19 protein-coding genes are annotated in these 19,271 nt (G+C 72.1%); 7 read left to right on the top strand and 12 right to left on the bottom strand.

Annotation, left to right across the window (positions count from 1 at the left end):
- Positions 1-3 precede the first annotated feature (3 nt).
- Together CWOE_RS27305 and ftsH are read right to left on the bottom strand one after the other, a co-directional pair.
- On the bottom strand, positions 4-648 hold the full coding sequence (locus CWOE_RS27305) for an RDD family protein (protein WP_012936892.1): 645 nt from the start codon (positions 646-648) through the stop codon (positions 4-6).
- Complete coding sequence (gene ftsH, locus CWOE_RS27300; protein ID WP_012936891.1) at positions 645-2,894, bottom strand: ATP-dependent zinc metalloprotease FtsH; 2,250 nt, start codon at positions 2,892-2,894, stop codon at positions 645-647. The genes CWOE_RS27305 and ftsH overlap by 4 nt, the downstream gene beginning before the upstream one ends.
- A 102-nt stretch (positions 2,895-2,996) precedes the next feature.
- Here ftsH and CWOE_RS31610 point away from each other — a divergent pair, with 102 nt between their 5' ends.
- Positions 2,997-3,404, top strand: coding sequence for a cupin domain-containing protein (locus CWOE_RS31610; protein ID WP_012936890.1), 408 nt, complete (start codon positions 2,997-2,999; stop codon positions 3,402-3,404).
- Here CWOE_RS31610 and CWOE_RS27290 read toward each other — a convergent pair.
- From CWOE_RS27290 to CWOE_RS27275, 4 genes are all read right to left on the bottom strand, one after another.
- Entirely contained in the window at positions 3,401-4,654 is a 1,254-nt protein-coding gene (locus tag CWOE_RS27290; protein WP_012936889.1) for an MFS transporter, read from the bottom strand. The genes CWOE_RS31610 and CWOE_RS27290 overlap by 4 nt on opposite strands.
- Positions 4,651-5,040, bottom strand: coding sequence for a MarR family transcriptional regulator (locus CWOE_RS27285; protein WP_236262177.1), 390 nt, complete (start codon positions 5,038-5,040; stop codon positions 4,651-4,653). The genes CWOE_RS27290 and CWOE_RS27285 overlap by 4 nt, the downstream gene beginning before the upstream one ends.
- A 179-nt stretch (positions 5,041-5,219) precedes the next feature.
- Entirely contained in the window at positions 5,220-5,615 is a 396-nt protein-coding gene (gene msrB / locus CWOE_RS27280) for a peptide-methionine (R)-S-oxide reductase MsrB (protein WP_012936887.1), read from the bottom strand.
- A gap of 214 nt (positions 5,616-5,829) precedes the next feature.
- Positions 5,830-6,660 (bottom strand): SigB/SigF/SigG family RNA polymerase sigma factor, encoded by an 831-nt coding sequence (locus CWOE_RS27275; protein WP_012936885.1) that lies wholly within the window; start codon positions 6,658-6,660, stop codon positions 5,830-5,832.
- 56 nt (positions 6,661-6,716) lie between these two features.
- Here CWOE_RS27275 and CWOE_RS31605 point away from each other — a divergent pair, with 56 nt between their 5' ends.
- Positions 6,717-7,301, top strand: a complete 585-nt coding sequence (locus CWOE_RS31605; protein WP_012936884.1) for an ANTAR domain-containing response regulator — start codon at positions 6,717-6,719, stop codon at positions 7,299-7,301.
- Between the two features lie 95 nt (positions 7,302-7,396).
- Here the strand turns inward: CWOE_RS31605 and CWOE_RS27265 are convergent, their stop codons facing one another.
- The 4 genes from CWOE_RS27265 to CWOE_RS27245 all read right to left on the bottom strand — a co-directional run bounded on the left by CWOE_RS27265 (position 7,397) and on the right by CWOE_RS27245 (position 12,747).
- Positions 7,397-7,657 carry a hypothetical protein gene (locus CWOE_RS27265; protein WP_012936883.1) on the bottom strand — a complete coding sequence of 87 codons (261 nt, stop codon included), beginning with the start codon at positions 7,655-7,657 and terminating at the stop codon, positions 7,397-7,399.
- A 206-nt stretch (positions 7,658-7,863) separates the two neighbouring features.
- Positions 7,864-10,755 carry a vitamin B12-dependent ribonucleotide reductase gene (locus CWOE_RS27260; protein ID WP_012936882.1) on the bottom strand — a complete coding sequence of 964 codons (2,892 nt, stop codon included), beginning with the start codon at positions 10,753-10,755 and terminating at the stop codon, positions 7,864-7,866.
- A 742-nt stretch (positions 10,756-11,497) separates the two neighbouring features.
- Positions 11,498-11,827 (bottom strand): hypothetical protein, encoded by a 330-nt coding sequence (locus CWOE_RS33990; protein WP_201447074.1) that lies wholly within the window; start codon positions 11,825-11,827, stop codon positions 11,498-11,500.
- Between the two features lie 221 nt (positions 11,828-12,048).
- Positions 12,049-12,747: a hypothetical protein gene (locus tag CWOE_RS27245; RefSeq protein ID WP_012936880.1), complete on the bottom strand. Its 699-nt coding sequence runs from the start codon at positions 12,745-12,747 to the stop codon at positions 12,049-12,051.
- Between the two features lie 60 nt (positions 12,748-12,807).
- Here CWOE_RS27245 and galE point away from each other — a divergent pair, with 60 nt between their 5' ends.
- The 5 genes from galE (at position 12,808) to CWOE_RS27215 (ending at position 16,415) form a co-directional block, all read left to right on the top strand.
- Entirely contained in the window at positions 12,808-13,794 is a 987-nt protein-coding gene (gene galE, locus CWOE_RS27240; RefSeq protein ID WP_012936879.1) for a UDP-glucose 4-epimerase GalE, read from the top strand.
- 185 nt (positions 13,795-13,979) lie between these two features.
- The gene (locus CWOE_RS27235; protein WP_012936878.1) at positions 13,980-14,609 is read left to right on the top strand and encodes a ferritin-like domain-containing protein; all 630 of its coding nucleotides are present in this window, start codon (positions 13,980-13,982) and stop codon (positions 14,607-14,609) included.
- Positions 14,606-15,274: a ferritin-like domain-containing protein gene (locus CWOE_RS31600; RefSeq protein WP_012936877.1), complete on the top strand. Its 669-nt coding sequence runs from the start codon at positions 14,606-14,608 to the stop codon at positions 15,272-15,274. Before CWOE_RS27235 ends, CWOE_RS31600 begins: the two co-directional genes overlap by 4 nt.
- Positions 15,275-15,459: 185 nt before the next feature.
- A complete protein-coding gene (locus CWOE_RS33710) occupies positions 15,460-16,059 on the top strand; it encodes a L,D-transpeptidase (RefSeq protein ID WP_012936876.1) in 600 nt (199 codons plus the stop codon).
- Positions 16,059-16,415, top strand: coding sequence for a hypothetical protein (locus CWOE_RS27215; protein ID WP_012936875.1), 357 nt, complete (start codon positions 16,059-16,061; stop codon positions 16,413-16,415). The genes CWOE_RS33710 and CWOE_RS27215 overlap by 1 nt, the downstream gene beginning before the upstream one ends.
- 6 nt (positions 16,416-16,421) lie before the next feature.
- Here the strand turns inward: CWOE_RS27215 and CWOE_RS31595 are convergent, their stop codons facing one another.
- Entirely contained in the window at positions 16,422-18,269 is a 1,848-nt protein-coding gene (locus CWOE_RS31595) for an OmpA family protein (protein ID WP_012936874.1), read from the bottom strand.
- A 51-nt stretch (positions 18,270-18,320) separates the two neighbouring features.
- Positions 18,321-19,241, bottom strand: coding sequence for an SDR family oxidoreductase (locus CWOE_RS27205; RefSeq protein WP_012936873.1), 921 nt, complete (start codon positions 19,239-19,241; stop codon positions 18,321-18,323).
- Between the last annotated feature and the right edge of the window lie 30 nt (positions 19,242-19,271).

The raw sequence follows: 19,271 nt of genomic DNA, 5'->3' as shown, positions 1-19,271 counted from the left end.
GGCTCAGCTGCTGGCGCTCGGCGGCAGCCAGCCGTCGCGCACCGGGCGATCGTCGCGCGGCGGGGCCGGCGGCGGCGCGGGCGGCAGGACGGTCGGCTCGGGCAGCGGCGCGCCCGCGCGCACGACGCGCGTCGAGGCGATCTTGTCGTGCAGGCACTGTCTCGATCTGTCCCACAGCGGCCACAGGTAGTCGACCGGTGTGTAGAGGCCGAGCGTCAGCAGCGACGGCAGCATCCGGCCGATCACCTCGCGCACGAGGCCGCTGCTCAGCGTCATCGCCTCGCCGGTCTCGCGCACGACGCGGATCTTCAGGATCTGCTTGCCGAGCGTCTGGCCGTTGCGGTCGCCTCTGCGCATCATCATCAGCGGCGAGTAGACCGCCACCAGCAGCAGGGCGGCGGGGTAGGAATACGACTCGGCGAGTCTGCGCTGCTCGTCGGGGTCGCTCTCGAAGAAGCCGACGCCGATCACGAACAGGATCGCGGCGACGCCGCCGACGATCAGCGAGTCGAGCAGCAGCGCCGCGGCGCGCACACCCCAGCTCGCCAGCTCGTAGGTGACCGGCCCGTCGGTGCCGTCGGCGCCGGGCGCGGGCGCGCGGCTGAACGTGCGCTCGTCGACGCCGCTGGTGAGTCGTGTCTCGCTCATGCGTCGCCGGCTCTGACCGAGCCGCCCAGCTCACCGCTGCCGTTGGTCGGCGGTTCGGGCTCGTCCGCGCCCGGCGCGGCTATCTGCGCCGGCCGCTCGGGCGCCTCCAGGCCGTGCGGCACGGGCCCGGCGGCAACGCTGCGGCCGCCGTCGCGGCGCGAGGGCCGCGGCGCCGGCGGCTCGACCCGCTCCGGGCGCATGTGCTCCAGGCCGGCGGCCTCGTAGGCGTCGGCCTCGTCGAGCGTCTCCTGGTCGAGCAGGCCGGCGACGAGCGAGTCGAGGTTGGCGCGGTGCTCGCGCAGCAGTCTGGTGACCTCGGCGTGCGCGCTGTCGACGATCCGCCGCACCTCCTCGTCGACGAGCCTCTGCGTCGACTCAGACGTCTCCGCGACGCCTGGCAGCAGCGGGCCGTTGCCCTCGGACGGCAGCACCGCGATCGGGCCGATCGCGCGGCTCATGCCCCAGCGGCCGACCATCTGGCGGGCGATCCCGGTCAGCTGCTGGATGTCGGACTCCGCGCCGGTCGTGAGGTCGCCGAAGACGATCTCCTCCGCCACGCGGCCGCCGAGCGCGACCTTGATCTTGCCGACGAGGTAGCGCTCGTCGTAGTTGTACTTGTCCGCGTCGGGCGAGGAGAACGTCACGCCGAGCGCCTGCCCGCGGGGGATGATCGAGACCTTGCGGACCGGGTCTGCGCCCGCCGTCAGCATCCCGACGATCGCATGGCCGGACTCGTGGTAGGCGGTCCGTCTGCGGTCGTCGTCGCTCATCATCACCTTGCGCTCGGCGCCGAGGACGACCTTCTCCAGCGCGTCGGCGACGTCGGAGTTGGTGACCTTGACGTGGCCGCGGCGGGCGGCCAGCAGGGCGGCCTCGTTGACGAGGTTGGCGAGGTCGGCGCCGACCATCCCGGGCGTCGAGGAAGCGATCGACTCGAGGTCGACGTCGTCGGCGAGCGGGACCGAGCGCGTGTGCACCTTGAGGATCATCAGACGGCCGTTGCGGTCCGGTGCGGCGACCGTCACGCGGCGGTCGAAGCGACCGGGGCGCAGCAGCGCCGCGTCGAGGATCTCGGGCCGGTTGGTCGCGGCGATCACGATCACGGCCGTCGTCGGCTCGAAGCCGTCCATCTCGGTGAGGATCTGGTTGAGCGTCTGCTCGCGCTCGTCGTTGCCGCCGAAGGAGCCGCGGCCGCCGCCGCGCGCGCGGCCGATCGCGTCGAGCTCGTCGATGAAGATGATCGCGGGCGCGGCCTCCTTCGCCTGTCTGAAGAGGTCACGCACGCGCGAGGCGCCGACGCCGACGATCATCTCGACGAACTCCGAGGCGGACATCGAGAAGAACGGCACGCCGGCCTCGCCGGCGACGGCGCGGGCCAGCAGGGTCTTGCCGGTGCCGGGCTGGCCGCTCAGCAGCACGCCCTTCGGGATCTTGCCGCCGAGTCTCTGGTACTTCTGCGGGTTCTTGAGGAAGTCGACGATCTCGTTCAGCTCGGCCTCGGCCTCGTCGATGCCGGCGACGTCTCTGAACGTGACCTGCGCCTCGCCGCCCTCGGAGCGGCGCGCTCTGGAGCGGCCGAACGACATCATCCCGCCGCCCGCCGCGCCGGCCATCCGGCGCGAGAGGAAGACGAACAGGGCGATGATCAGGATCACCGGGCCGAACCCGAGCAGGATCGACACCAGCAGCGACGGCCCGTTGTCGGCCGGGCTCGCGTTGACCGTGACGTCGTTGTCCTGCAGCAGCTTCGACAGCTCGTCGGTGTCGGCGAACGCCGGCACCTCGGTCGAGAACTTCTTCGCCGTGACGGAGTCCTTGTCGTCCTTCGGCGGGTAGGTGACGTCGGCTCTGAAGTCACCCTGGATCGAGGCGCCCGTCGAGGAGATCTCCTTGACGTTGCCGTCTCTGACCTGCTGGATGAAGTTCGGGCTGTACGGCACGCGCACGCGCTCGCTCGGCGCCAGGGCGTTGGACGAGATCCACCAGTTGAGCCCCAGCAGGACCAGGATGAAGACGAGGATGCCCCAGCGGCCGCCGGGGAACCTGAACGGCCGCATGCCGCCGCCGTTGCGTCCTCTTCTCGGCGTCCCGCGGCCGTCGGGAGCCGGCGTCACGCGCCAGTCCGGCGGCGATCCGGGCTCGTTGCGACCGGGCTTGCGCGGCGGCGTCTGACCCTCGTTGGAGGGGGGTCGCTCGGCCGGCAGTCGGTCGCCGTTCGAACGGCGTTCTGGGGGATCGCCGGTCATCTGCTTGATGATTCTGGCAGGAGGGGCTACATGACGAGTAAAGCCCAGCATCTGTCGCGTTCTTCCAAGACGCCGCCGGACACCTTCCGTAGGCTGCTGAGCATGGAACGAACCGAGACGACACCGGCCCATACGCGCATCAACCTCGGCGACGTCGAGGACAGCGCCGCCGCGCACGGCTTCGGCGCGCACCAGGAGTCGCGCTTCGCCACCAGAGACCTCGGCGCCGAGAGAACGGGCGTCGGCTTCCATCGCGTCAAGGCGGGGAGACGGCAGGCGTTCGCGCATCGGCACGACGAGGCCGAGGAGGTCTACGTCGTGCTGGGCGGCAGCGGCCGCGCGAAGGTCGAGGACGAGGTGTTCGAGCTGACTCGGCTCGACGCGATCCGCGTCTCGCCCGGCGCCGCGCGCTCGTTCGAGGGCGGCCCCGACGGGCTCGAGCTGATCGTCTTCGGGCAGCGGCACGAGGGCGACGGCGAGATCCTGCAGGGCTGGTGGCCGGAGGACTAGGCCCGCTCGACGGCCGCGGCGGCGCCGATCGGGACGCGCGCGGGGATGTCGTTGCGAGCGAAGGCGGCACGTGCGCCGACGCCCGCAGCGACCGCGACGAGGCCGCCGAGCGCGAGCGCGGTGCGCGGGCCGGCGGTATTCGCCAGCCAGCCCATCAGCGGCGCGCCGATCGGCGTCGAGCCGAGGAAGACGACCGAGTAGAGCGCCATCACGCGGCCGCGCATCGCCGGCTCGACGGCGAGCTGCAGGGCGGAGTTGACGCTCGCCGAGAAGGCGACGCTCGCCGCGCCGACCGGCACCAGCGCGACCGCCGCGAGCGCCATCGTCGGCGCCGAGGAGAGCACGAGCATCAGCGCGCCGAACGCGAGCGAGGCGGCGACGAGCATCGCGGGCCGCACGCGGGCGCGTGAGCCGTTCGCTATCGCGCCGAGGATCGCGCCGGCGCCCATCGCGGTCGTCAGCGTCGCGTAGACGCCGGCGTCGCCGTGGAAGGTGAAGCTGGCCAGCAGCGGCAGCAGCACTTGGAAGTTGAACGTGAAGGTGCCGACGACCGCCGTCAGCGCGAGCGGGATCCACAGCTGCGGGGTCGCCTTCACGTAGCGCAGCGCGCTGCGCACCTGGCCCGGCGCGCGCGGCGTGACCGGGGGCGTGCTGAGCGCGGAGCGGTTCATCCCCCGCAGCGCGACGATCATCGCCAGGAACGAGATCGCGTTGACGGCGAAGCACGGCGCGACGCCGACGGTCGTGATCAGCACGCCGGCGAACGCCGGCCCGATGATGCGCGCGGAGTTGACGAGCGCGCTGTTGAGGCTGACTGCGTTGAGCAGCCGGTCGGGGCCGACCAGCTCGACCAGGAACGCCTGTCGTGCGGGGTTGTCGACCGCGAGGACACAGCCGCGCAGGAAGATCAGGCCGAACAGCATCCACAGCGTGATCGCGCCGGAGGCGGTGAGCCCGAACAGCAGCAGCGCCGGGATCGCCATCGCGACCTGCGTGGCGACCAGCAGCTGGCGCTTCGGCAGCCGGTCGGCGATCAGGCCGCCCCATGCTCCGCCGAGCAGCATCGGCGCGAACTGCAGCGCGGCCGCGAAGCCGACGGCGACGCCGCTGTTGGTCAGCTTGAGGACGAGCCACGTCTCCGCGACCGTCTGCACCCACGTCCCGCTCAGCGAGACGATCTGGCCGCTGAAGTAGCGGCGGTAGTTGGGGATCGAGAGCGAGCTGAAGGAGCGGTGGAGCGCGGCGCTCACCGTGCCGCCGGGCGCTCGTGCAGCAGCCGTTCGAGAATCTCGGCCGCGTTCGCCAGCGTCGTCAGCTCCTCCGGCTCCAGCGTCCGCAGCCGCTTCGCCAGGTACTCGTTCTTGCGCGAGCGGATCCGCTTCAGCAGCGTGCGGCCCTCGCGCGTCACCGTGACGAGCGAGACGCGCCCATCGTCGGGGTCCGACGCGCGCGAGACGAGACCGCGCTCCTCGAGCTTGGCGACGATCCGCGTGGCGGTCGGCCGCTGGATGCGCTCCGCCTCCGCCAGCGCGCTCGGCGTCAGCGGCCCGTCGCGCTCGATCGACGCGAGCGCGGCCGCGAGCGTCGGTGAGATCTCCGGTCCGACCCCTGACTCCTGGCGCAGGCGGCGTGCCATGCGCGTCACCGCCATGCGCAGTCGCGTGGCGAGCTCGGGAGTGGATGTCGGCGAAGGGATTCGTGGGGTCTCAGACGTTGCCATCGCGGGTCGTTAGCGAGGCTAGTTAGCGTTGCTAACCATTCTAGCAAGAAGAAGGCGGCCCTCTCGTCGGGGCCGCCTCGGTGGTGCGGGCGGAGCTATCTGGCGTCGAGGTCGATCGCGGCCGAGTTGATGCAGTAGCGCATGCCGGTCGGCGCGGGGCCGTCGTCGAAGACGTGGCCGAGGTGGCCGCCGCAGCTGCTGCAGAGGACCTCGTTGCGCACCATGAAGTGGCTCGTGTCGCGCTCGGTCGCGACCGCGTCGTCCTCGGCGGGCGCGGTGAAGCTCGGCCAGCCCGAGCCGGAGTCGAACTTCGTGTCGGAGGCGAACAGCTCCGCGCCGCAGCCGGCACAGCGATAGACGCCCGGGGTTCTCTCGTTCACGTACTCACCGGTGAACGGTCGCTCCGTGCCCTTCTCGCGCAGCACGGCGTACTGCTCGGGCGTGAGCTGCTCGCGCCACTCGGCGTCGCTCTTGGTCACCTTGCTCGCCATCGCTGCACCATCCTTCCGATGTCGTGGTGCAGTCGAAGATAGCGGCGGGCGCCGGGACGCTCAGGAGCGGTGCGCCGACGCCCAGATCATCAGGGCGTACGTCATGGCCACGAGCGTCACGACGAGCGCCGCGACGATGGTGATGGCGGTGTCTTCCATGGGACGATCTTCGCCCCCCACGCGCAATATGTGCTCAATGTGACATGAATCGTCGCTAAAGAGGTCGGCTGGTCTGCGAAGCGAGGCGCATCCGCGTCAGCGCGGTGCGGATAAGGCGCGAGACGTGCATCTGCGAGACGCCGACGCGGGCGCCGATCTCGGACTGCGTCATGTCCTCGACGAAGCGCAGCCGCAGGATCTCCCGCTCGCGCGGTTCGAGCACGCTCGCCAGCCGCTCGATCGTCGCGCGGTCGCCCGCCCGGTCGAGCTCGTCGTCGTCGCGGCCGAGCCTGTCGACGAGCGTCGCCGTCGTGCCCTCCTCCTCGTTGCCGGCCGGCGCGTCGAGCGACAGCGCGCGGTGCGCGCCCGCGACCTCCAGCGCCTCGAGCACCGCCTCGACGTCGAGGCCGGTCTCCTTCCCCAGCTGGGAGGGCGTCGGCGATCTGCCGGCGTGGCCGGCGAGCGCGCTCTCGACGCGCAGCGCCGCCTCCTTGAGGTCGCGCGGGACGTGGATCGCCCAGCCGCGGTCGCGGAAGTGCCGCCGCAGCTCGCCGAGGATCGTCGGCACGGCGTAGGAGGCGAAGCTGACGCCCCGCGCGGGGTCGAAGCGGTCGACCGCTTTCAGCAGGCCGAGCGAGGCGACCTGGACGAGGTCGTCGAGCGGCTCGCCGCGATCGCTGTAGCGGCGGGCGAGGTGGTGGGCGAGCCCGAGGTGCTGCTCGACCATCGCCTTTCGCGCGTCGTGTCCGCTGCGCGGATAGTCTGCCGGGCGCCCATGCACAAGGTTGCGCCCTCGTTCTTCGTCATTGCAAACCACCGTTGCGCGTGCCCTCCGGCTGCTGCTCTGAGCGCCGGGGGTCTGGGGCGCTGCGGTGAACCCGACCACCTTCGCCGGTATATGAACGTAAAGAGTAGCGGCAGTCGCAACGCTGCGGGGGGCGAATGACGACCGACGGACTCAGCATTCTCGCCGCCGACGAGGATCACGAGGCGCTCGAGCGGCTGGGCGCCCTGTTGCGCGAGCTGGGCCATCGCGTCACGGCGTACGCGATCAGCGTCGCGGAAGTGGCGGAGAAGGTCCTCAGCGACGACCCCGACGTCTCGATCGTCGTCCTGCACGAGGACGACGACCACGCGCTCGCGCTGATCGAGGAGCTCGGCGCCTCTGCCAGCGGGCCTGTCGTCGCGCTGACGCTGAGAGACGACCCGGACTTCGTCGCCCGCGCTGCCGATCGCGGCATCGCTGCGTACACGCAGCCGGCGACGCCGGATGCGATCCAGAGCGCGATCGAGCTGGCGCTGCGGCGCCACGCCGAGCTGACGCGGCTGGAGACGAAGGTCGACCAGCTGGAGGGCGCGCTCGAGCGGCGTGCCGTGATCGAGCGCGCGAAGGGGATCCTGATGGAGCGGCACGACGTCGACCAGGCGGCCGCGTTCGAGCGCCTGCGCACGCACGCCCGTGCCGCCCGCCGCCGCGTCGTGGACGTCGCGCGCGACGTCGCCGACGGCGAGCTCGACCTGCCGTAGCCCGCCGCGCCGCGAGCCGCCCGTCCCGCTCCGCACGAGGAGTGCCGGATCGGCCACGCTAACGGTGGTCGATCCGACACTCCTCCCCGGCGTCGCTACGTCGTCGCGCCCGAGTAGGCCGCGCCGTCGCTGGAGGAGCCGCTCGACCCGCTCGATCTGCGCGGGGCGGTGCCCTTCGGGCAGGGGTCGCCGCTTCTTCCGTCTCTCGGCGCGGCTTGGCCTCTCGGCGCCTGCTGCTGGGTGCCGCTTCTCGGTGTCGAGGAGCCGGAATCGCCGGTCGCCGCGATCGCCGTGCCGCCGCCGACGAGCAGCGTGCCGGCCGCGAGCGCGGCGAGGAGGGTCTTGGGTGGGCGCATGCTGGCCTCGCTTTCTGCGGAACGGGTCCGCGGAGGGGATGAGGACCAGTGAACGCGACGCGCCTGGGCGCACCGTCGCAGCCGGCTGAGAATCACCCGAGACGCAGAACGCCCCGGCGGGCCGGGGCGTTCTGGTCAAGTGGTCACGCGTCGCGCGTCATCGCGGCGCGGGTAGCGCCGCCGCGACCTCTCGCGCGGGCCGCCGATCAGCCGCAGCCGGTGTTGTTGCCGCACGACGAGCACGTGTAGCACGAGCCCGTCCGCTGCATCATGCCGCCGCACTGCTCGCACGCGGGGCCGAGGTCGAGCCCGACGCTCATGCGCGCGGGGACGACCGGCGGCGCGTCGGTGAACGCCGCCGCGGCCGGCTGGACGGTGCCGCCGCCGGCGGTCGGGGCGGCGGGCGCGGCCGGCGCCGCGTGTCTGGTGACGCCGTTGGAGGGGCCGGCGGTGTCGCCGTTGAGCGACATCGCCGTGTCCTGCGCGGTCTTGCGGGCGCGCACCGCCGGCGTGAGGATCCCGAGGTCCTCCTGCACGTCCTCGTCGAGGAAGCGGGAGGCGAGCCAGCGCATGATGTAGTCCGGCATCGACTTCGCGAACGGGATCTCGGGGTTCATCGTCATGCCTTCGGGCTCGAAGCGCATGTAGCTGAACTTGCGCACGAGCGTCTCCAGCGGCACGCCGTACTGCAGCGCGATCGAGACCATCGTCGCGAACGAGTTCATCATCCCGCGGAGGGTCGAGCCCTCCTTGCCGATATCGGTCAGGAAGATCTCACCGACCGATCCGTCCTCGTAGAGGCCGGCCGTGATGTAGCCCTCGTGTCCGCCGAGCGAGAACTTGTGCGTCAGCGACTGCCGCTCACGCGGCATCCGCCTGCGCGCGGGCGCCGGCTTCGTCTCGGCGGTCGCCGTCGCGATCGCCTCGGCGACCGCCTTGTCGACGTCCTCCTGCGTGAAGCCGCCGCTCTTGGCGCCCTCGCCCTGCTGGGCGTCGGTCCGCAGCGCCTGCGCGGTCTTGGAGCCGTCGCGGTAGATCGCCAGCGCCTTGACGCCGAGGCGCCACGCCTGCAGGTACGCGTCGGCGATGTCCTCGACGGTCGCCGTCTGCGGCAGGTTGACCGTCTTGGAGATCGCGCCGGAGATGAACGGCTGCACCGCGCCCATCATCTTGATGTGGCCCATGTGCGAGATCGCGCGCTCGCCGACCGCCACGTCGAAGACGGGCAGGTGCTCGGCCGCGAGGCCGGGCGCACCGACGATCGTGCTCGCGTCGTTGATGTGCGACTCGATCTGCTCGACCTGCTCGTCGGAGTAGCCGAGCGTCTGCAGCGCGAGCGGGACGGTGCGGTTGACGATCGTCATCTGACCGCCGCCGACGAGCTCCTTGAACTTGACGAGCGAGAAGTCCGGCTCGACGCCGGTCGTGTCGCAGTCCATCAGGAACGAGATCGTGCCGGTCGGCGCGAGCACCGTCGCCTGCGCGTTGCGATAGCCGTTCTTCTCGCCGAGCTCGACGGCGTCGTCCCAGACGCGGCGCGAGGCCGTCAGCAGGCCGTCGTCGTCGCAGGAGGCGTTCGGGATCGCGTACGAGGCGTCGCGGTGCATCCGCATCACCGCGTTGTGCGGCTCGCGGTTCTCCGCGTAGCGCTCGAACGTGCCGACCGCGCCGGCGATCTCGGCGGAACGCTGGTAGGCGCGGCCGGTCATCAGCGCGGTGATCGCGGCGGCCGTGCCGCGGCCGGCGTCGGAGTCGTACGGCATGCCGTTCGACATCAGGTAGGCGCCGAGGTTGGCGTAGCCGAGGCCGAGCTGGCGGAACGCGTTGGCGTTCTTCGCGATGCCCTCGGTCGGGTAGCTCGACGCGCCGACGACGATCTCCTGCGCGAGGAAGACGACGTCGACGGCGTGCTCGAAGTTGGCGACGTCGAACGTGCCGTCCGGACGGCGGAACTTCATCAGGTTCAGCGACGCGAGGTTGCAGGCCGAGTCGTCGACGTGCATGTACTCCGAGCACGGGTTCGACGCGTTGATGCGGCCCGAGTTCGGGCTCGTGTGCCACTGGTTGATCGTCGTGTCGTACTGGACGCCCGGATCGGCGCAGCGCCAGGCGGCCTCGGCGATCTCGCGCATCAGCTCGCGCGCGTCGACCGTCTTGACCGCGCTGCCGTCGGTGCGGGCGATCAGGTCCCAGTCCTCGCCCTTCTCGACCGCCTGCATGAACGCGTCCGAGACGCGCACCGAGTTGTTCGCGTTCTGGTACTGGATCGAGGTGAAGCCGTCACCGTCGATCGACATGTCGAAGCCCGCGTTGCGCAGCGCCTCGGCCTTGTCCTCCTCCTTGGCCTTGCACCAGATGAACTCCTGCACGTCCGGGTGGTCGACGTCGAGGACGACCATCTTCGCGGCGCGGCGGGTCTTGCCGCCCGACTTGATCGTGCCGGCCCACGAGTCGGCGCCGCGCATGAAGGAGACGGGGCCGGAAGCGGTGCCGCCCTTTCTCAGGGGCTCCATCGACCCGCGGATGTTGGAGAGGTTGATGCCCGAGCCGGAGCCGCCGCGGAAGATGTTCCCTTCCTTGGTGTTCCAGCCGAGGATCGACTCCATCGTGTCCTCGACGGAGAGGATGAAGCAGGCGGAGCACTGCGGCTGCTCCTCGAAGCCGACGTTGAACCAGACCGGCGAGTTGAACGCGGCCAGCTGGTGGAGCAGGATGTGGGTCAGCTCGGCCTCGAAGACGTCGCCGTCCTCGCGCGTGGCGAAGTAGCCGCGCTGACGGCCCCAGGTGGCGATCGTGCCGGCGACGCGGCCGATCATCTGTCTGACCGAGCGCTCACGGGCGGCGGTGTTCAGCTGGCCGCGGAAGTACTTCTGCGAGACGATGTTCGTCGCGTTCTGCGACCACGCCTTCGGGAACTCGACGTCGCGCTGCTCGAACGAGACCTTGTCGCCGTGGCCGATGCGGGCATCGCGCAGCTCCCACTCGACCGCGTCGAACGGATGCACTCCGGCTGTCGTGAAGCGACGAGAGATGCGCAGCGCTTCACCGGATGGTGCGTCGATCGTGGTGGTCGGGGGGGTCTGCGAGAGATGTGCCATGCCTGCCTGCTCCTTGTGTGTTTCCCCGCTGTTTCCGCGAACGTCCCCCGGTCTCGGCCCGACTGAGGGGGTAACAGCGAATCATCCGACTTCGGCCGGACGGAAAAACCACCCGGGAGGCTGATCCGCTCGCGTCTTCGGGGTCCAACGCGGGGCACCTCAGGCCGGTGTCGAACATAGCGCTCTTCGCCCTCGGAAAAGAGGGCTCCTCCCGCTCTTTGCAGAAGATTCACACCATCCCGGTTCCGGGAGTTCCCACGCGTGGCGACCTCACAAATCCTCGCCAGGCTCACAACCACGCTGGGCGGCCGCAAGCCGTCGCGAAGCCGACGCGCAACCGGACGGCGTTTGCGTTTTGTCTCCCGTTCGGACGATTGGGCTTGTCCGCGTACCGGAGCGCGATGCAGGAACCGAACGTAGAAGGGGGAAACCACGCCCATGGCTTACGGCCTTGCACTCGCCTTCGACACGAACTCGCCCGAATTCGCTCGTGGAGTCGAGATTGGCCGCCTCTGGGAACAGCTCCACGCGCGTCCCGAACAAGAGATCGACCAGCTTGTACATGTCACGAACGCCGAGATGGTTCTTCGTCTCGCAGATGCCTGCGACCGTGTCGTAACAAGCGAGGAGCACGACGGGACCTGGATGACGGTCCGGTTCGAGGCGACCGTTCCGACTGAAACTTCCCTGTAGGGAGGGGTCTCGGCGCCGGGCATGTGCCCGGCGCCGTGCCATGCCCCGCTTAGAAGCGGGAGTGCTGCGTGGCCATGGCGAGCACGTAGCCGTACTCACCGGCGTACTGCGTGGGCGGGAAGGGCTCGCCCTCCACGCAGGTCACCTGACGGCCCTGAGGGGTGCCGTAGGAGTTGACCACGTTGTAGATGCCCGACGCCTGCACGGTGTTGCCCGGTCGGTAGATGGTGCCACTCACTTCTTGTACCTCTTCCTGCTCGTTGAACCTCTGCAACCGCTGCCCGGGAAGAGACGCGGCGGAGGCGAACGGGGAAGGTACGCGGCAGGCCGGACGGATCGTTGTGACGATCGCTACAGACGCTTGTGATGAACCGCACATGTCCGGGACGGAGGGTACGTTTCCGGTGCTGCTCGTTGAAAGTCAGAGGGCCGCCCCCTCGCCCGGGAAGGCAGTTCCGGGGGCGGCCCTCCCTCATTCTCCTAGGTTTTGGTGCGAGCGCGCCAGCCATCCGCTCAGGATTCCCTCCCAAGCCCGGAAACGCGAGGCCTCAACCGCCGCTAGTCCGAGCTGTTCATGCGAGATGTCACGACGCGCGCGTCCTACCGGCCGAGGCGCAGCCAGTCGGTGAACTCCGACCAGGTGTTCGTCACGCGGTAGCCGGCCTCGCCCCAGGCGTGCCGGGCGCGTGCCGCCCAGGTCGGGTCCCAGCCGCGCATGCGCGCCCAGCCCCACAGCAGCAGCAGCGCGACCAGCAGCGCGCCGAGCGCCGCCGCGCCGATGATGAGCGGCGTGCGGTCGCGCTTCACGCCGGGCTGCTCGACGCTCGGCGTCGTCGTCGGCCCCGACGGCGTCGCCGCGGGCGGTGTGGCGGCCGGCGGGGTCCCGCCCGCCGGGGGCGTCCCGCCGGCCGGGGGCGTCGCACCCGCCGGTGGCGTCGCGCTCGTCTCGGGCGTCGTCGGCGTCGTCGGGGTGGTGGTGGGCGGGGTCGGCGTCGTGGCGCTCGCGCCGCCGTCGGGCTCGATCCCTCTGCAGTCGCCTCTTCTGTGCGCGGCGATGCCGTCCTCTATCGCTCTTCTGAGGTCCGGCACGACGTCCTCGAATGCTCTCGGGATGCCGGCGAGCGCCCCTTCGAGGTCGGCCTGCGAGAACGAGCAGGGGTCGAGCTGCCCGCCGCTGTTCGCGTACGCCGCGGAGACGCGGTCGTACGCCGCGCGGTCCGCCCAGGCGGCGGCGCACGGCAGGAGGAGCAGCGCGAGTGCGAGCGCGAGCACGCGGCGGATGCGGGCGCGGGACGTCATCGCGAGACGGGGATGCTAGTCGACCGGCTCGCCGGGGCGCGTCTGTTAGAACCTCCGCCCATGAAGCTTCTCGTCACCGGCGGCGCCGGCTACATCGGATCGATCGTCGCGCAGCAGCTGCTCGCGGGCGGCCACGAGGTCGTCGTGCTCGACAGCCTCGAACGCGGTCACCGGGCGGCCGTGCCCGACGGCGCGCGGCTCCTGGAGATCGACCTGCGTGACGCCGAGGCCGTCGTCGACGCCGTCGCGGAGGGCTTCGACGGCGCGCTGCACTTCGCCGCGTACGCGCTCGTCGCCGAGTCGGTCGCGAGACCGGAGATCTACTACCGCAACAACGTCCTCGGCTCGCTGAACCTGCTCGACGGCCTGCGCGCGGCCGGCGTGCAGCGGCTCGTCTTCTCCTCCACCTGCGCGGTCTACGGCGAGCCGGAGGTCGTCCCGATGGACGAGACGACGCCGACCCGTCCCGTCAACTCGTACGGCGCCTCGAAGCTCGCCGTCGACGGCATGATCGCCGACGAGTGCCGCGCCCACGGCCTCGGGGCGGTCAGCCTGCGCTACTTCAACGTCGCCGGCGCGAGCGGCTGCCTCGGCGAGGACCACTATCCCGAGACGCACCTGATCCCGAACGTGCTGCGCGCCGCGCAGGGGCTCCAGGACGCGGTGAAGATCTTCGGCACCGACTATCCGACGCCGGACGGCACCGCCGTGCGCGACTACATCCACATCGAGGACCTCGCGCGTGCGCACGTGCTGGCGCTGGAGGGCGCGCGTCCGAGCGAGCACCGCATCTTCAACCTCGGCAGCGGCGACGGCTACTCCGTGCGCGAAGTGATCGAGGCGGTCAGAACGGTGACCGGCCTCGACGTGCCGGTGCAGGAGGCGGGGCGGCGGCCCGGCGACCCGCCCAGACTCGTCGCTGCCAACGGCAGGATCCGCGCCGAGCTGGGCTGGGCGCCGACCAAGTCGCTGACCGAGATGGTCGCCGACGCATGGGCGTTCGCGCAGGAGCGCCCGCACGGCTACGCCGGCGCCGGCACGCACTAACGCTGCGACGAGCTGGCGGCGGTCGGCGGCCGCAACAACGGCAGGACGCCAAAATCCGGTGCTGATGATCCAGATCGGGAAACACCTCGCATACGCAAGAAGCGATAGCGAAGGATGGAGAGGTCTTGCGAGGTTTCTCTGCTGCTGCGGACGAGTCGCCAGACGACGGATCGATCGACTGCGACGTGGTCTCGATCAGGCTCGGTTCCGCACCGACGAAGGTCACACGCACCGCGCTCCTGCAGCGTGCGGCGGCCGGTGCCGGCGCGGCGGCCGGCGTCACGGTCGCGGTGCTCGGCCTTCCGCGGCTTGCGGCATCGGCGCCGGCCCCGTCTGCACAGCAGGACCGTGAGATCCTGCAGCTCGCGCTGCTGCTCGAACACGTCCAGGAGGGCTTCTACGCCGAGGCACTGGCCCGCCTGCCGTTGCAGGGCGAGCTGCGCCAGTTCGCGCGCGTCGTCCACGGTCACGAGCAGGCGCACATCGACGCGATCGAGGCCGCGCTCGGCGGCGCCGGCAGACCCGCGCCCGCGCTCGACCTCGAACAGGCGACGGCCGACGTCGACAGCTTCCGCGCGACCGCGGCGGTGCTCGAGGACCTCGTCGTCGGCGCCTACAACGGCCAAGCGACGAATTTGACGCCCGCTGCGCTGGGGGACGTCGCGCGGATCGCCTCGGTCGAGGCGCGCCACGCCGGCTGGGCGCGCGCGATCGCCGGCGAGGTCCCGGCGCCGGACGCCGTCGACCCGCTGCCCGACGACGAGCGCGTGCGTGCCGAGCTCGAGCGGACCGGTCTGCTCAAGGACTCGCCGTGACGTCGCTCGATGGCCTGCTCCCGTTCGACCGCGACGGCGCGCTCGCCGAGACCTGCACGCGCGCGCAGCTGCTGCGCGGCGCGGCCGCCGTCGGCGGCGCCGCCGCGCTCGGCGCCGCCGGCTCGCCGGCGAGGGCGGCGGAGTCCCCCGGAGGTGACGTCGCGATCCTCAACTACGCGCTGACGCTCGAGGAGCTGCAGGCCGCCTTCTACAGCGAGGCGGAGCAGGCGGGCGCGCTCGACGGCGCGCTCGCGCGACAGGCGACGGTCGTCGGCGGGCACGAGCGCGCGCATGTGACCGCCCTGCGCAGCGTGCTCGCGCGGCGTGCGATCGCCAAGCCGGCGTTCGACTTCGGCGGTGTGACCGAGCGGCCGGAGCAGTTCCGCGCGACGGCAGTCGCGTTCGAGGATCTCGCGGTCGCGGTCTACAAGGACCAGGCCCCGCGCATCGCCAGTCGCGAGTATCTCGCCGCCGCGATCGCGATCGCGTCCGTCGAGGCGCGCCACGCCGCGTGGATCCGGCGGCTCGCCGGCAGACTGCCGGCGGCCGACGCGTTCGACGAGCCGCTGCCGAGAGCGGAGGCGCTGCGGCTCGTCAGATCGACCGGCTTCATCGCCGAGCGGCCACGGACCGAGGGGAGACGCAGGCCACGCTTCACCGGCTGACGCGGCGCCGCGGTCCCCTCGTCGGGCTCGCGCTCGCGGCCGGCATCGCGGCCGGCGCGGTCGCCGTTGTCGCTGAGGTTCTGCCGCGCGCCGCCGCCGGGACCGAGTCCGCACGGCGCCTGCCGTCGCCGGCGCGGCCGTTCGCGATCCCGTCGCCGACGCCGCTCGCTGCGCATGGCGCTCCCGTGCGCTGGGCGCCGGTCGTGCGGGCGGCGGTCGCGCGGGCGGCGCCGCGGCACGGCGCGGGACCGATCCAGCGCGTGCCGTCGAGGACGCCGGAGCGAACGCGCAACCTCGTGCTCGTGCTCGGCCGCTCGCAGCCGACCGCCGACGGCGTCTGGGTGCGCGCACGGCTCCCCGGCGTCCGTGGCCGGGCCGGATGGCTGCCACGCCGCGCGCTCGGCGGCTACACGCTCGTGCGCACGCGCCTCGTCGTCGACCGCCGGCGCCTGCGCGCGACGCTCTACCGCGGTGCGCGGCGCGTCTTCTCGGCGCCGGTCGCGATCGGCCGTCCCGCCGCGCCGACGCCCGCCGGTCGCTTCTACGTGCGCGACAAGCTGACGCGCTATCGCAGCGCGACGTACGGACCGCTCGCGTTCGGCACCAGCGCGCGCTCACCCGGCGTGAGCGACTGGCCGGCTGGGGGCTTCGTCGGCATCCACGGCACCGATCGCCCCGAGCTCGTGCCCGGCCGGGTGTCGCACGGCTGCATCCGCCTGCGCAACGTCGACGTCGTGCGGCTCGGCCGGGTGCTTGCGGTCGGGACGCCGTTGAGGATCCGCTGATGTTCCCGCTGCTCCGGCTCGTCGTGCTGCTCGCGCTCGGCGCCGCGCTGCTCGCGTCGGACGCCGTCGCGCAGTCGCAGCCCGCGACGACCAGGGGCGGCCTCACGGAGCGGTACCCGCTCGGCGACCGCACGCTCGAGTCACGCCCGCCTGCGTCGGCGCGCCTGTCGGCTCCGGTGCACCTGCTCCAGTCGACGGGGCGGCCGGCGGCGGTCGACGCGCCACCCGCGGACGACGGCTCCCCCGTGATCGTGATCGTGATCGCGGCCGTCGTGTTGCTGGCGATCGCCGGCGCCGCCGCGCAGGAGGCGCTCGAGGTCGGCTGGTTCGCGAAACGGCGCCGCCCTCGGCACTAGCGTGAACTAGCGGGCGCCGGCCTCCGTCGCCCCCCTCGGCGCGGGCCGGACGACGATGCGGATGCGGTTGTCCGCGCCGTCGGTGCGCGGCCGCGCCTCGCCGAGGCCGCGCACGACGACCGTTCTCGGCCGGGTGACGGCCTCGCCGAGCAGCACGTCGCGGACGCGCGCGGCCTGGCGGCGCGACAGCACGCGGTTGTAGGCGGCCGGTCCCGTCGCGTCGGTGTAGCCGACGACGAGCAGCGTCGCCGCACCCTCCAGCAGGCGCCGCTCGCACAGCCCCTCGACCAGCTCGATCGCGCCCGGCCGGAGCTGGACGGAGTCGTACGCGAACAGCGCGCCGCTGTCGAGGTCGACCGTGCTCCCCGCTCTCGCGTCGCAGACGGCGCCGTCCATGACCGCGTCGCGCTCGTCCGGGACGGCGGCGGCGCCGGTCCCCGTCATGCGCGGGTTCAGCGGGTAGCCGCGGCTCGCTGCCGTGCCGCGCCGCACGACGACCGTCCCGCCGTCAGGCAGGTCGCCCGGCAGCTGGAAGACGATCCGCGTCGGCGTCCAGTAGGAGACGCTGCGGACCGCTCTGCCGTCGACCTCGACGCGGTCCGGGCGCGCGCCGAAGCCGCGCCCGGTGAGCATCACGCGCCGGCCGGGCAGCGGCCGCGACGGGACCGACCGCTCGATCCGCGGCGGCTCGCACGCGGCGTCATCGCGCTGGGCAGGCGGCGGGTCGGCCGACGGCGGCCGGCGGACGGCGCCGGCGAGCGGCGAGACGGACGGCGACGGCTGCATCGCGGTCAGCTCGTGCAGCAGGCCGACCGCCGCGCTCGCCGCGGCGCCGACGCTCATCGTCGCGCCCGTGGCGTACTCGCGCACCGCTCTGTCGGGCACGTGGAACAGACGGCCGCTGTCGTCTTCGACGCCGTCGCCGGAGGCGCCGTCGGAGCACTCGCGCGCGACCGTCGCGAACCAGACGCCGTCGGCGTCGTCGGCGACGAACAGCCCGGTGAGCCCTTCGCCGGGGCCGTCGGCGGTGCGCACGATCGCGACCGGGATCGCCTCCGGGACGGCGAACAGCCGCCCGGCCTGGAGCACGACCCCGAACAGCGCGACCGAGAAGAAGACGGCGAGGCCGTACGGCCAGAAGCGCTGCGTCGCTCTCGCGATCCCGTACGCCAGCACGGCGAACAGCGCGGCCGCGAGGAACACCGCCGCCAGGTACCGGGCGACCGTGAAGCAGAGGGCGGCGGCGACGATCGCGAAGGCGGCGGCGAGCAGCATGCCCGTTGGGGTCGGGTCGAGCGCGTGGCCGCCGCCGGGGACGTCGCGGTCGGCGACGAGCTTCGTGCGCCAGCGGTGCCGTCTCCACTGGTTCGTCGGCAGCACGTTCCCGTTCGCGTCGGTCGGATACGTCGCGATCGCTGCGCCGAGTGCGCCGAGCAGCGCGACGGCGATCGCCGCGGCAACGTGCTTGGCGTCGTCCAGCTCGTCGACGAACCAGATCGCGACGAGCGTCTCGGCGGTCAGCACGAGGATCAGGCCGCGGCGCATCTGCGCGGTCGCGCTCCCGTTCGTGTCGATCGCGTAGACGGCGGCCGTCGCGAGCACGCCGAGGACGGCGAAGAGGAACAGCGCCGTCGCACCGGTCGCGATCAGCTCGCTGCGCGGCACGTGGCTGATCGCCTGGTCGGCCGGCAGTCTGGCGGTCCAGAAGCGCAGCCATGTCAGCGCCGCGCCGGCGAACGCGACGAAGCCGACGGTCGAGGCGGCGCTGAGCAGCGCGACGAGCGTCTTCGTCGCGCCCTCGACGACGCCGTCGACGAGCTTTCTGCTCGGGGTCGGAGGTCTCTCGTCGGCCATCGGCCGCGAGAGCCTACGCGCGAGAAGATCGAAAAGCTACTTCGTGGTGTCTTATGGAGCGGCGGTGCGCCCCGATCGCGCGGCGTTGTCGGCGGCGCCGCCGGCGCCGACCGGGGCGGTCACCGCGGCGGCGCCCTCGCGGGCGATCGCGGCGTCCATTCTCTCCTCGACCTCCGGCACCTCTCCGCGTCCGAGCCGGTCGACGGCGACCGCCAGCGGCCCGCGGATCAGGATCATCGCTCGCACCCACGCGGGCACGGTGATCCAACGGCGGCGCTTCTCGATCCCGTCGACGACGCCGTCGACGCACTGCTCCAGCGTCGAGGTCTTGCCGAACGGGCCGGCGATCTTCTTGCGCATGCCGCCGAACTCCGTGCGCGCGTCGGCGCCGCGCACCATGTCGGTGTCGATCCACGAGAAGTAGGCGACGCCGACGTCCACGCCGTGGTGGGCGACCTCGGTCCGGAGCGAGTTCGCGAACGCCTCGACGCCGGCCTTGCTGGCCGAGTAGGCGGACATGAACGGCGCGTGCGCGACGGCGGCGAACGACGCGATCTGCAGCACGTAGCCGTGCCGCGCGATCACGTGCGGGAGCGCCGCGCGGACGGTGCGCCAGCTGCCGAACAGGTTGACCTCGACGACGCGCTCCCACGCCGCCGGGTCGATCGCCGCGACGGTGCCGCCGGTCGCGATGCCGGCGTTGGCGATCACGACGTCGATCCCGCCGAAGCGCGCGACCGCGCCCTCGACCGCCGCAGCGATCGCCTCGGGGTCGGTCACGTCGGCCTCGAACCAGGCGGCGTCGGGACCGCACTGCGCGGCGACCTGCTCCAGCTCGGCGGGCTCCAGCCCGACGAGCGCGACCTTCGCGCCACGTGCCGCCAGCGCGCGGGCGGCGCCGGCGCCGATGCCGCGGGCGGCGCCGGTGACGAGGACGACCTGACCTGAGATGGGGCGCTGTGGGGAAGCCATGGGCTGACGCTACCCCCGTTCGGCGCGGTC

This window comes from Conexibacter woesei DSM 14684 (genome assembly GCF_000025265.1).
In the GTDB taxonomy this organism is placed as follows: domain Bacteria; phylum Actinomycetota; class Thermoleophilia; order Solirubrobacterales; family Solirubrobacteraceae; genus Conexibacter; species Conexibacter woesei.
Note: the sequence above shows the minus strand (reverse complement) of the source record. Positions and strands in the feature narration are given on the sequence as shown.